Below are 13,554 nucleotides of genomic sequence, written 5' to 3' on the forward strand. Positions count from 1 at the left end.
TTTTACAACCTCACCGGATCAATATGCCAGATATTCTCGGCATACTCTTTGATGGTCCTGTCTGACGAGAAGTATCCCATGTTGGCGATGTTATGCATCGCGGCGCTGGTCCACTTCTCCTGCTGACGGTACAGTTCGTCCACCTTATCCTGACAATCCACGTAGCTGCGGTAATCCGCCAGCACCTGATAATGATCGCCAAAGTTAATCAGCGAGTCCACCAGGTCACGATAGCGCCCAGGCTCCTCAGGGTTAAACACCCCGGTGGCGATTTGCGTCAGCACCTGGCGTAACTCTTCATCCTCTTCATAATACTCACGCGGCGAGTAGCCCTGCTTGCGCAGCGCCTCCACCTCTTCCGCCGTATTCCCGAAGATAAAGATATTCTCCGCGCCCACATGCTCCAGCATTTCGACATTTGCGCCGTCCAGCGTGCCGATGGTCAGCGCGCCGTTCAGGGCAAACTTCATGTTGCTGGTGCCGGATGCTTCCGTCCCCGCCGTGGAAATCTGCTCAGAGAGATCCGCCGCCGGAATAATCAGCTGCGCCAGGCTTACGCTGTAGTTCGGGATAAACACCACTTTCAGCTTGTCACCAATGTCCGGATCCTGGTTCACTACCTTCGCCACATCGTTGATAAGATGAATGATGTGCTTCGCCATGTAGTACGCGGAGGCCGCCTTACCGGCAAAGATTTTCACGCGCGGCACCCACTCCGCCGTCGGGTCAGCCTTAATGCGGTTGTAGTGAGTGATGACGTGCAGGACGTTCATCAGCTGACGCTTGTACTCGTGGATACGTTTGATCTGCACGTCGAACAGCGCTTTCGGGTTCGCCACCACGTTGAGATGCATCGCCAGCCAGACTGACAGCCGTTTCTTGTTCAGCAGCTTGGCTTCCCGTACGGCTTTGTTCACCGTCGGAAAATCAATGTGCTGCTCAAGCTCGCTCAGCTGGCTCAAATCGGTGCGCCAGGTGCGGCCGATATTTTCGTCCAGCACGTCAGACAGCGGCTGGTTCGCCAGCGCCAGCCAGCGGCGCGGGGTGACGCCGTTGGTCACGTTGCAGAAACGCGTCGGGAAGATCTTCGCAAAGTCCGCAAACAGGGACTGCACCATCAGGTTCGAATGCAGCTCTGAAACCCCGTTAACCTTATGGCTGATCACCACCGCCAGCCAGGCCATGCGTACGCGGCGACCATTGGATTCATCAATGATCGAGGCGCGGCTCAGCAGGCCGGTATCGTTCGGGTACTGCTCCTGCAAGGTCTTGAGGAAGTAGTCGTTGATCTCGAAGATGATTTGCAGGTGGCGCGGCAGAATTTTGCCGAGCATATCCACCGGCCACGTCTCCAGCGCTTCACTCATCAGCGTATGGTTGGTGTACGAGAACACCTGGCAGGTCACTTCAAACGCGTCATCCCAGCTGAACTTATGCTCGTCAATCAGCAGGCGCATCAGCTCAGGGATCGACAGCACCGGATGGGTATCGTTGAGGTGAATAGCGGTTTTTTCCGCCAGATTCGCATAGGTTTTGTGCAGCTGATAGTGACGGCTAAGGATATCCTGAATCGTTGCCGAGACGAGGAAATACTCCTGACGCAGACGCAGCTCGCGGCCCGAGTAGGTCGAGTCATCCGGATACAGGACGCGGGACACGTTCTCAGAGTGGTTTTTATCTTCCACCGCCGCGAAGTAGTCACCCTGATTGAATTTACCGAGGTTGATCTCGCTACTGGCCTGCGCGTTCCACAGGCGCAGCGTGTTGGTCGCATCGGTGTCGTAGCCGGGTATAATCTGGTCATAGGCCACGGCGAGGATCTCTTCGGTTTCCACCCAGCGGGATTTTTTCCCTTCCTGCTGAATACGCCCGCCAAAACGCACCTTGTAGCGCGTGTTGTGGCGCTTGAACTCCCACGGGTTACCGTACTCCAGCCAGTAGTCCGGCGACTCTTTCTGACGCCCATCAACGATGTTCTGCTTGAACATGCCGTAGTCGTAGCGAATACCGTACCCGCGTCCCGGCAGCGCCAGCGTCGCCAGTGAATCGAGGAAGCAGGCGGCAAGTCGCCCGAGACCACCGTTACCCAGCCCCGGGTCGTTCTCTTCGTCAATCAGCTCTTCTAAGTCCAGCCCCATCTCTTCCAGTGCGTTTTTGACGTCGTCATAAATCCCGAGCGATAACAGCGCATTGGAGAGGGTGCGACCAATCAAAAACTCCATCGACAGGTAATACACCTGTCGCGTCTCCTGCGAGAGCTGGGCGCGGTTGGAGCGCAGCCAGCGTTCGACCATACGGTCACGCACCGCAAACAGCGTGGCGTTCAGCCACTCATGTTTGTTGGCAATAACGGGATCTTTCCCAATGGTAAACATCAGCTTATAGGCGATGGAGTGTTTCAACGCCTCAACGCTGAGCGTGGGGGAAGAGTAGCTAAATGGAGCATTCATATCAGTAACTTCGCCTCGTTACATCAAGCGTTGATAAAGGTCGCGGTAGGACTGCGCCGCAACGTGCCAGCCAAAGTCCATGGACATCGCCTGACGTTGTACGTAACGCCACAGGGATGGACGGGACCACAAGACGAAAGCACGCCGGATCGCCCGAAGTAGCGACCAGGCATTACTGTCCTCGAAAACAAACCCGCTGGCGATACCATCCGCCAGGTTTTCCAGGGAGCTGTCAGACACCGTATCCGCCAGCCCGCCCGTGCGGCGTACCAGCGGCAGCGTGCCGTATTTCAGACCATAGAGCTGCGTCAGGCCGCAGGGCTCGAAACGGCTCGGCACCAGAATCACGTCTGCGCCGCCCATGATGCGGTGCGAGAACGCTTCGTGATAGCCAATCTGCACGCCCACCTGCCCCGGATGTTCCGCCGCGGCCGCGAGGAAACCTTCCTGCAATACCGGGTCGCCCGCGCCGAGTAGCGCCAGCTGGCCGCCCTGCTCCAGTAATCCTGGCAGCGCTTCCAGCACCAGATCCAGCCCTTTCTGGCTGGTCAGGCGGCTGACCACCGCAAACAGCGGTACCTTGTCGTTAACCTTCAGCCCCATCGCAATCTGTAGCTGACGCTTGTTCTCCGCTTTGTCCTCAACGGAGTCGCGACCATAGCGCGCTGCCAGCAGGAGGTCCGTTTCCGGATTCCAGATCTGTTCATCCACGCCGTTCAGAATGCCCGACAGACGACCTTCACGGTGGCGCTGTTGCAGTAGCCCTTCCATACCGTAACCGAACTCCGGCTGGGTAATTTCCCGCGCGTAGGTTGGGCTGACCGCCGTGATGTGGTCGGCGTAGTACAGACCGGCCTTCAGGAACGAAATCTGTCCGTTAAACTCCAGTCCGTGCATGTTAAAGAACGACCATGGCAGATCGATGTCATTCATATGATGCGCGTAATACATGCCCTGATACGCCAGGTTGTGCACCGTAAACACCGATTTCGCCGGGTGTCCTTTCGCCGCCAGATATGCAGGAGCCAGCCCCGCATGCCAGTCGTGCGCGTGCACCACGTTCGGACGCCAGAACGGATCCAGCCCGACGGCCATCTCCGCCCCCACCCAGCCGAGCAGGGCAAAGCGCAGCACGTTATCGGTATAGGCGTACAGGTTGGTATCGTGATACGGGCTGCCGGGTCGGTCGTATAAATGCGGCGCATCAATCAGGTAAATCCCTACGCCATTGTAATGTCCAAACAGCAGGGTGATACGTCCCGCGAAGGTCTCGCGGCGGGTAACAACCTTCGCATCGGGAATACCACGCCGGATATCCGGAAAAGCGGGTAACAACACGCGGGTATCCACCCCTCCGGCAATTTGCGCCGCCGGTAATGCACCAAGAACATCCGCCAGTCCGCCCGTTTTTAACAACGGGAACATCTCAGAACATACGTGTAAAACCTGCATCATCGCTCCTGTTTGATTTGCAGCTTCCGCAACATTTCCCGTGTTACTAACACGATCCCCTCTTCCGATCGGTAGAAACGACGTGCATCTTCTTCCGCGTTTTCCCCAATCACCATCCCTTCGGGAATGACGCAGGCACGGTCGATAACGCAGCGACGCAGACGACATGAGCGCCCTACCCAGACATCCGGCAGCAGGACTGCCGAATCGATATTACAGAATGAGTTTATACGCACGCGCGGGAACAGCACGGACTGCACCACCACCGAACCGGAGATAATGCACCCGCCAGAGACCAGCGAGTTCAGCGTCATACCGTGGCTGCCGGAGCGATCCTGGACGAACTTCGCCGGCGGCAGCGATTCCATATGGGTGCGAATCGGCCAATTCTGGTCGTACATATCCAGTTCAGGCGTCACAGATGCCAAATCGAGGTTGGCTTTCCAGTAGGCTTCCAGCGTGCCGACGTCGCGCCAGTAAGGTTCCGCATTTGGATCGGACTGCACGCAGGACAATGGGAAAGGATGTGCATACGCCATGCCAGCTTTGGTAATTTTCGGGATGATGTCTTTACCGAAGTCGTGGCTGGAGTTTTCGTCTTTGTCGTCTTCTTCCAGCAGCTCATAAAGATAATCGGCATCAAAGACATAGATCCCCATGCTGGCGAGCGATTTGGTGTCGTCTCCCGGCATGGTTGGCGGATTCGCCGGTTTTTCGACAAAGTCGATAATCTTGTCATCGCCATCTACATGCATCACGCCAAACGCGGTTGCTTCTGCAACAGGCACCGGCAGACACGCCACGGTGCAGCGCGCACCTTTTTCGACGTGGTCGATCAGCATGTGGGAGTAATCTTGCTTGTAGATGTGGTCCCCGGCGAGGATAACGATGTATTCCGCGTTGTAGCGGCGAATGATGTCGAGGTTCTGGGTTACGGCATCCGCCGTGCCGCGGTACCAGTTCTCCCCGTGAACGCGCTGCTGCGCCGGGAGCAGATCGACAAACTCGTTCATCTCTTCGCTGAAGAATGACCAGCCGCGCTGAATGTGCTGCACCAGCGTGTGCGACTGATACTGGGTAATGACGCCAATACGGCGAATGCCTGAGTTCAGGCAGTTGGAGAGTGCAAAATCGATAATACGGAACTTACCACCAAAGTGAACGGCCGGTTTGGCGCGCTTGATGGTCAAATCTTTCAGACGGGTACCACGCCCGCCCGCGAGGATCAGGGCAACTGTTTTTAATGGTAGCTGGCGCGCCAACATTAACGGATCGTTCTTCTCTAATCTAACCATGACTAACTCCTTTTTTATCATCTTTGGAATACGCACACTCCGTGCGCAGGCCCGTGCCAGACAGCCATAACAACCGGATTATCCGCTCCGGCAAAGGGAGGAATGGCTCGCCATTCCCCGTCAGGTAAAACAATCTCTGCGACGTCATCCGTCGCGTTCAGCGTCACCAGCCACGCATCCGAAAGCAGGATTTGCAGACAGGGTATGCCGTGTTGCCACTCTTGCGCGCTTAACGGTTGCGCGTCTTTATTCAGCCAGCGAACGTTGCCGTCGCCCTCTTCCCACCAGCAGTCGGCGGTGAGCGCGGGGATGTGCTGGCGAAGATGGATCAGTGCCGCGGTGAAATGGGTCAACCCGCTGTTCGCTTCTTCCCAGTTGAGCCAGGTCAGGGTGTTGTCCTGGCAATAGGCGTTGTTGTTGCCGTGCTGGCTGTGACCGTGCTCATCGCCCGCCAGCAGCATCGGCGTGCCCTGCGACAACAAAAGCGTCGTCAGCAGCGCATGAACGCTGGCGCGTCGCCGCTCGATCACATCCAGACTTCCGCCTAACCCTTCTATACCATGGTTAAAGCTATGGTTGTTGTTAGTCCCATCGCGATTCTCTTCGCCGTTTGCCTCATTGTGTTTCTGATTGAAACAAACGCAGTCGCGCAGCGTAAAACCGTCGTGCGCCGTCACCAGATTAATGGTGGCCGACGGACGTTTGCCGTCACGCTTAAAGAGATCGCTGGAGCCGGCAAAGCGACCGGCAAACTCCCCCAGCGACAGATCGCGCGTCAGCCAGAAGCGGCGGACGGCATCGCGGAAGTGGTCGTTCCACTCGGCAAACAGCGGCGGGAAGTTCCCCACCTGATAGCCGCCCTCGCCGATGTCCCAGGGCTCCGCAATCAGCTTCACCTTTGAAAGCACCGGACAGTTTTTGATGGCCTCAAACAGCGGCGCCTGCTGGCTGAACGCCGGGGTGCGCCCCATTACCGGCGCCAGGTCGAAACGAAAACCGTCCACGTGGAACGTCTCAACCCAGTATTTCAGGCACGCGTACGCGTAATGCGTAACGGCCGGATGACTGAGGTTGAGGGTGTTACCGCACCCGGTCCAGTTCTCGTAATCGCCGTCGTCCCTGATCCAATAATAGCTACGGTTATCGATTCCGCGCTGTGAGAGCGTCGGGCCATCAAGATCGCTTTCTGCACTGTGGTTCAACACCACGTCCAGAATGACCTCGATACCCGCCGCGTGAAGCGCCTTCACCGCATCGCGAAACTCATCCCGCGCCTTCTCCGGATGCACCGCGTAGCGCGGGTCGAGGGCGAACATCGCCAGCGGGTTGTAGCCCCAGTAGTTGCTTAACCCAAGACGCTGCAGCCGCGGCTCGCTGGCAAAATGCGCCACGGGCAACAGCTCCAGGGCGGTGATCCCTAAGTGCTTCAGGTACGCGACCATCGTCGGATGCCCAAGCGCTTTGTAGGTACCGCGCATCTCTTTGGGGATTGACGGATGCAGATACGTCAGCCCTTTGACGTGGGCTTCATAAATAACGGTGTTGCCCCACGGCGTGCGCGGCGGGGCATCGTCTTCCCAGTCGTAGAGATCGTGTACCACCACGCTTTTGGGCGCGACGGGTGCGCTGTCGCGGTGGTCTGGTTCGCCGTAGCCAACGTGGAACAGCGGGTCGTCTTTAAACTCGCCGTCCACGCGGTGCGCACATGGGTCAATCAGCAGCTTCGCCGGGTTAAACCAGTGCCCCTGAGAGGGCTCCCAGGGGCCGTGAACGCGAAAACCGTAGTGCACCCCCGGCCGTCCTCCGGGCAGGTAGCCATGCCAGGTATCCCCCGTGCGCGCCGGTAAATCGTAACGGTGTTCGTTACCTTCCCCGTCAAACACACAGAGTTCCACCCGCTCAGCATGGGCAGAAAAGAGCGTGAAGTTCACCCCCTTTCCGTCAAAACTCGCCCCGAGCGGTTCGGGTTTACCTGCCGAGAGCTGCGTCATTCTCCCTCCCGCACCAGCCAGATTGTGCTCAGCGGCGGCAGCGTCAGGCCAAGGGAGTTCGGACGACCGTGGCTTTCGATGGCGTCGCTCTGTACCAGCCCACCGTTACCGGCGTTGCTGCCGTGGTAGTGCATGGAGTCGGTGTTAAGGATTTCGCGCCATTTGCCCGGCTGGTTTATGCCGAAGCGGTAGTGTTCGCGCGGTATCGGCGTGAAGTTGCTGGCGACGATGATCTCGTTACCCGCCTTGTCGCGGCGCACAAAGACAAACACCGAGCGCTCGTGGTCGTCCACCACAAGCCACTCAAAGCCGTACGGATCGAAGTCAAGCTCGTGCAGCGCTTTGTGGTGGCGATAGGTCAGGTTCAGGTCGCGAACCAGACGCTGCACGCCGTGGTGCCAGTTGTCCGCGCCTTCCAGCAGATGCCAGTCAAGGCTGGTGTCGTGGTTCCATTCGCGCCCTTGCGCAAATTCGTTGCCCATAAACAGCAGCTTTTTGCCCGGGAAGGCGAACATCCAGCCGTAATAGGCGCGCAGGTTGGCAAACTTCTGCCACGCGTCCCCCGGCATGCGGTCGAGAACGGATTTCTTGCCGTGTACCACTTCATCGTGCGACAGCGGCAGCATGAAGTTTTCGGTGTAGTTGTAGAGCAGCCCGAAGGTGAGCTTATCGTGGTGATACTGACGATAAACCGGGTCAAGCTTCATGTAGTCGAGCGTGTCGTGCATCCAGCCGAGGTTCCACTTGTACCAGAAGCCCAGGCCGCCCATTGCCGGTGGACGGGAAACGCCCGGGAAGTCTGTTGACTCTTCAGCCATGGTCACGGCGCCTTCCACCTGCTCGCCGATAATGCGGTTGGTGTTGCGCAGAAACTCAATCGCTTCGAGGTTTTCACGCCCGCCATACTCGTTTGGGATCCACTCACCCTCTTTGCGGCTGTAGTCGCGGTAGATCATCGACGCCACCGCATCGACGCGCAGGGCATCAATGCCGAAACGTTCGATCCAGTACAGCGCGTTCCCGACCAGGTAGTTTGACACTTCACGGCGACCGTAGTTGTAGATCAGCGTGTTCCAGTCCTGGTGATAGCCTTCGCGCGGATCGCTGTGCTCGTACAGCTTCGTACCGTCAAACTCTGCCAGCGCAAAATCATCCGACGGGAAGTGGCCCGGCACCCAGTCGAGGATCACGTTCAGTCCGGCGGCGTGCGCGGCATCAATGAAATAGCGGAAGTCATCGCGCGTGCCGAAGCGGCGCGTAGGCGCATATAGCCCGGTCGGCTGATAGCCCCAGCTACCGTCGAACGGGTGTTCGTTGATTGGCAGCAGCTCCAGATGGGTAAAGCCCATCCATTTGGCGTACGGCACCAGCTGGTCCGCCAGCTCGCGATAGCTCAGCCAGAAGTTGTTATCGGTGTGGCGACGCCAGGAGCCGAGATGCACTTCATAGACGGAGATCGGCGCATCAAAGCGGTTGGCCTGCTTGCGCTCCTCGCTCTGGACAACCTTCTCCGGCAGGCCGCAAATCAGCGAGGCGGTATTCGGGCGCAGTTCGGCCTCAAAGGCGTACGGGTCGGATTTAATACGCAGCTTGCCGTTGGCATCGATCATCTCGAATTTGTAGAGCTGACCGTTGTGCGCGCCGGGGATAAACAGCTCCCAGATGCCGGTTTCCCGGCGCAGGCGCATGGGGTGACGACGACCGTCCCAGTAGTTGAACTGCCCGACGACGGAGACGCGCTGGGCGTTTGGCGCCCATACGGCAAAGCGCGTGCCGGTGATACCGTCCATGGTATCCGCATGGGCACCCAGCGTTTCGTAGGGGCGTAAATGGGTCCCTTCGGACAGCAGCCAGGCGTCCATCTCTTTTAAGAGCGGGCCGAAGCTATAGGGATCATCAATCAGGTTTTGCTGACCGTGCCAGATAACGGCAAGCTGATAACGAAAAGGATTTTTACGGCGGGGCATGACGCCCGAGAAGAAGCCACGCGAGTCGAGGCATTCCAGATTACCCACCTTGCGGCCGGTTTTGGGTTCGATAACCCACACTTCTGTTGCATCCGGTAACAGCGCCCGAACTTCCAGTCCGGCCTCTGTACGGTGCATCCCTAGCACAGAAAAGGGGTCGGCAAAGTGACCCGCAATAAGCGCATTAATCACGTCTCTCGAAATACGATCGGACATGGTATTCATCCTGTTTTTTTATGTCGCCCTTTTTACGCGCTCCGGGACGACTTTTAATGTGACCTAAACGGTGCAGTTAATCCTCTCTGCTCCGCCCTACCCTCAGGTGAGAAATAAATCTTCCTTAAAGCATAGCCAACGTCGTGGGCCCTCCTGATAAAAAATAAGACATCTGCGTTTTACTCCATGTAGTACGCAAAAAAAGGGGGTGACATTCACCCCCGGTGTTTAACAAATTAATACGCCAGCTGGCGCAGCATGCGGCGCAGCGGCTCGGCGGCACCCCAAAGAAGCTGGTCGCCAACGGTGAACGCGGAGAGGTACTCCGGTCCCATGTTCAGCTTGCGCAGGCGGCCAACCGGGGTGGTCAGCGTGCCGGTAACGGCTGCCGGGGTCAGTTCGCGCATGGTGATATCGCGATCGTTTGGCACCACTTTCGCCCACGGGTTGTGCGCGGCCAGCAGCTCTTCCACGGTCGGAATAGACACATCTTTTTTCAGTTTAATGGTGAAAGCCTGGCTGTGGCAGCGCAGCGCGCCGATACGCACGCACAGACCGTCAACCGGAATGGTGTTCGCGGTGGCGAGGATTTTGTTGGTCTCAGCCTGGCCCTTCCACTCTTCGCGGGTCTGGCCGTTATCCAGCTGTTTGTCGATCCACGGGATCAGACCGCCGGCCAGCGGTACGCCAAAGTTATCCACCGGCAATTCGCCACTGCGGGTGAGCTGAGTGACTTTACGCTCGATATCGAGGATCGCGGACGCCGGGTTTGCCAGCTCAGTCGCGACGCTCTGGTGCAGCTGGCCCATCTGGGTCAGCAGCTCGCGCATATGACGCGCGCCGCCGCCGGACGCCGCCTGATAGGTCGCTACGGAGACCCACTCCACCAGATCCTGTGCGAACAGGCCACCGAGGGACATCAGCATCAGGCTGACGGTGCAGTTACCGCCAACAAACGTTTTCACGCCGTTGTTCAGGCCGTCGGTAATGACATCCTGGTTAACCGGGTCGAGAATGATGATGGCATCGTCTTTCATACGCAGCGAAGAGGCCGCGTCAATCCAGTAGCCCTGCCAGCCGCTTTCACGCAGCTTCGGATAAATTTCGTTGGTATAATCGCCGCCCTGGCAGGTCACAATAATGTCGAGTGCCTTCAGCGCTTCCAGATCGTAAGCATCCTGCAACGTGCCTGTGGTACCACCAAAGGACGGTGCAGCCTGGCCGAGCTGGGAAGTGGAGAAGAAGACCGGGCGGATGGCGTCGAAATCGCGCTCTTCAACCATGCGTTGCATGAGTACAGAGCCGACCATACCGCGCCAGCCGATAAAACCAACGTTTTTCATAGCATTTTTTTCCTGCAAGGGGTGTGTGCTGATTGTGCAAGCCAGTATTGAACTGGGATATGCTTCACATTACAAAATGCTGCCAAAGTCGCAAGCGAAATTAATCGATGATTGCCCGGCAATCAGAAAAAGTGCTAATCATCGCAATGACCACAATAAGTATCAGGGATAATTTAAGATGAGTGAAATCATTTCCGCAGCGGTTTTATTGATCCTGATTATGGATCCGCTCGGTAATCTGCCGATCTTCATGTCGGTGCTGAAGCACACCGAGCCGAAGCGCCGTCGGGCGATCATGATCCGCGAGCTGCTCATCGCCCTGCTGGTGATGTTTATCTTCCTGTTCGCCGGTGAAAAAATCCTCGCTTTCCTGAACTTACGTGCCGAAACGGTCTCCATTTCCGGCGGGATCATTTTGTTCCTGATTGCCATAAAGATGATTTTCCCGAGCGCGGAAGGCAGCAGCAGCGGCCTGCCTGCGGGTGAAGAACCGTTTATCGTGCCGCTGGCGATTCCGCTGGTCGCCGGGCCAACGATTCTGGCGACGCTGATGCTGCTGTCGCATCAGTACCCGAATCAGATGAGCCACCTGGTCATTGCCCTGCTGATCGCCTGGGGCGGGACATTTATTATCCTGTTGCAGTCATCGCTGTTCCTGCGCCTGCTGGGCGAGAAAGGGGTGAACGCCCTTGAGCGCCTGATGGGGCTGATTCTGGTGATGATGGCGACGCAGATGTTCCTGGATGGGATCCGGGCATGGATGAAAGGGTGAAGATGTAAAAAAGCCGGGTGGCGCTTACGCTTACCCGGCCTACGGGACCTGATTTTTTTGTAGGTCGGGTAAGGCGAAGCCGCCACCCGACAAAATACGGTCTCGTTAGCTCAGCAGCGTAAACGCAATCATCCCGACAACCGCACCCGTCGTGCCGAGGATAGTTTCCATCAGCGTCCAGGTTTTCAGGGTTTGCGCTTCGGTTGCGCCGGTAAATTTACCGAACAGCCAGAAGCCTGCGTCGTTCACGTGAGATACCACAATTGAACCGCCCGCGATACAGATAGAGAGCGCCGCCATCTGCGCGCCGGAGTAGTTCAGCTGTTCAATCACCGGCATCACCAGCCCCACCGCGGTTAAGCACGCCACGGTCGCGGAGCCCTGAATGATACGCACCGCCGCGGCCAGCACGAAGCAGGTGACCGCAATCGGCAGGCCCATTCCGGTCAGCGCTTCGCCCAGCGCCGGGCCAACGCCGGAATCCACCAGCACCTGCTTGAACACGCCGCCCGCCCCGATCACCAGCAGAATAATCCCCGCCGGTTGTAGCGCGGCACCGCATATCTCCATCACGCGATCTTTTGGCATGCCCTGACGCATCGCCAGGCCGTAAATCGCGACCAGACACGCCACCAGGATCGCAGTGAACGGATGGCCAATAAATTCGAACCATTCGTAAGCGGTTGACCCCACCGGCACAAAACGCGCAGCGATGGTTTTCAGGCCCACCAGCACCAGCGGCAGCAGGATCAGCGACAGACTGAAGCCGAAGGACGGCATTTTGCCCTCGCCCAGGTGCGGCTCGGAGATGTCATCCGGAATGTGCAGCTCAACGTAACGGCTAATGAAGTTGCCCCACAGCGGACCGGCGATAATCATCCCCGGGATCGCCGCACACAGGCCAATCAGGATCATCCAGCCAAAGTCAGCATGCATCTGGGAAGCCAGCAGCATCGGCGCAGGCCCCGGCAGCAGAAACGCCGCCGCCGCCGCCACGCCCGCAAACAGCGGAATGACCAGCTTCACGAGGTTGGTACCGGTATGGCGTGCCATGGAGAACGCCACGCTAATCAGCAGCACCACCGCCACTTCAAAGAACAGCGGCAGCGCGCAAATCAGACCAGCCAGACCAATCGCGTAGTGCGCACGGCTGTGTCCGAAGGATTTCAGCATCTTGACGGCAATCTGATCGACCGCGCCCGTCTCGTGCAAAATCTTGCCAAACATCGCGCCGAGCGCGACTACGATGGCCAGGAAGCCGAGCGTGCCGCCCATCCCTTTTTCCATCGTCGCCGCAATTTTGTCGAGCGGCATTCCGGAAAAGAGACCGGCACCAATAGAAACCACCATCAAAGCAACGAAGGCGTGCATACGTGCCTTCATCACTAAAAACAGCAGCAGCAATACGGAACCCACTGCTGTCAAAACTAGCGTTAATGTACTCAAAACTTACTGCCTTTTATTAATAACCTCGATGGTGCTGGCAACAACACCTTCCAGCGGCTGATCGATATCAACCACTAAGACATCCTGCTCGTCAGCCCCCGGCTCCTGCAACGCTTCGAACTGCGTTACCAGCATCTGGGTTTTGAAGAAGTGGCCTTTACGCGCCTTCAGGCGGCTTTCAATTACCCCGAAATCGCCTTTCAGGTAGATGAAAGAGAGGTTCGGGTTGCCATCGCGCAGCAGGTCGCGATAGGTTTTTTTCAGCGCGGAACAGACTATCAGGGAGACTTTATTGGTGCGCTGCATCGCGAACGCGGCATCATTCAGCGCCTGCAACCAGGGTTTGCGGTCGTCGTCATTCAGCGGCTCGCCGGAAGCCATTTTCATGATGTTGCTGCGCGGATGGAGGAAGTCACCATCAAGAAACGCAGCCTGGAGTTGATGCGCCACTTCGCTCGCCACGGCAGATTTACCGCTACCGGACACGCCCATCAGGACGTAAACGTGGTGATCGTGATTAGTCGTGCTCAAAGGGTGTCCCTCAGTCAATTGTTACGGGTAACAGTTATCGGTAACATTGTCCTGCCGGGGCATAAGAGAAGCAATATCCAAACGTGCGTGA

9 protein-coding genes are annotated in these 13,554 nt (G+C 57.5%); 1 reads left to right on the forward strand and 8 read right to left on the reverse strand.

Annotated elements, in window-relative coordinates; genetic code table 11:
• Positions 1-2: 2 nt before the first annotated feature.
• The 6 genes from glgP to asd form a co-directional block, all read right to left on the reverse strand.
• Entirely contained in the window at positions 3-2,450 is a 2,448-nt protein-coding gene (gene glgP, locus ACQG1K_RS20810; protein WP_023307123.1) for a glycogen phosphorylase, read from the reverse strand.
• 18 nt (positions 2,451-2,468) lie between these two features.
• Positions 2,469-3,902, reverse strand: a complete 1,434-nt coding sequence (gene glgA / locus ACQG1K_RS20815; RefSeq protein ID WP_022649646.1) for a glycogen synthase GlgA — start codon at positions 3,900-3,902, stop codon at positions 2,469-2,471.
• Complete coding sequence (gene glgC / locus ACQG1K_RS20820) at positions 3,902-5,197, reverse strand: glucose-1-phosphate adenylyltransferase (protein WP_003861582.1); 1,296 nt, start codon at positions 5,195-5,197, stop codon at positions 3,902-3,904. Before glgC ends, glgA begins: the two co-directional genes overlap by 1 nt.
• A gap of 17 nt (positions 5,198-5,214) precedes the next feature.
• Positions 5,215-7,188: a glycogen debranching protein GlgX gene (gene glgX / locus ACQG1K_RS20825; RefSeq protein WP_193131677.1), complete on the reverse strand. Its 1,974-nt coding sequence runs from the start codon at positions 7,186-7,188 to the stop codon at positions 5,215-5,217.
• Positions 7,185-9,371 carry a 1,4-alpha-glucan branching enzyme gene (glgB, locus tag ACQG1K_RS20830; protein WP_023298793.1) on the reverse strand — a complete coding sequence of 729 codons (2,187 nt, stop codon included), beginning with the start codon at positions 9,369-9,371 and terminating at the stop codon, positions 7,185-7,187. Before glgB ends, glgX begins: the two co-directional genes overlap by 4 nt.
• A gap of 236 nt (positions 9,372-9,607) precedes the next feature.
• Positions 9,608-10,714, reverse strand: coding sequence for an aspartate-semialdehyde dehydrogenase (gene asd, locus ACQG1K_RS20835; protein WP_367075845.1), 1,107 nt, complete (start codon positions 10,712-10,714; stop codon positions 9,608-9,610).
• 178 nt (positions 10,715-10,892) lie between these two features.
• On the opposite strand from asd, the gene yhgN reads away from it, so the two are divergent.
• Positions 10,893-11,486: an NAAT family transporter YhgN gene (yhgN, locus tag ACQG1K_RS20840; RefSeq protein ID WP_003861574.1), complete on the forward strand. Its 594-nt coding sequence runs from the start codon at positions 10,893-10,895 to the stop codon at positions 11,484-11,486.
• A 105-nt stretch (positions 11,487-11,591) separates the two neighbouring features.
• Here the strand turns inward: yhgN and gntU are convergent, their stop codons facing one another.
• Together gntU and gntK are read right to left on the reverse strand one after the other, a co-directional pair.
• Positions 11,592-12,932 carry a gluconate transporter gene (gene gntU, locus ACQG1K_RS20845; protein WP_017693851.1) on the reverse strand — a complete coding sequence of 447 codons (1,341 nt, stop codon included), beginning with the start codon at positions 12,930-12,932 and terminating at the stop codon, positions 11,592-11,594.
• A gap of 3 nt (positions 12,933-12,935) precedes the next feature.
• Positions 12,936-13,463, reverse strand: coding sequence for a gluconokinase (gntK, locus tag ACQG1K_RS20850; RefSeq protein ID WP_003861569.1), 528 nt, complete (start codon positions 13,461-13,463; stop codon positions 12,936-12,938).
• Positions 13,464-13,554 lie beyond the last annotated feature (91 nt).

This window comes from Enterobacter cloacae complex sp. 402C9, assembly GCF_050030745.1.
Lineage (GTDB): Bacteria > Pseudomonadota > Gammaproteobacteria > Enterobacterales > Enterobacteriaceae > Enterobacter > Enterobacter intestinihominis.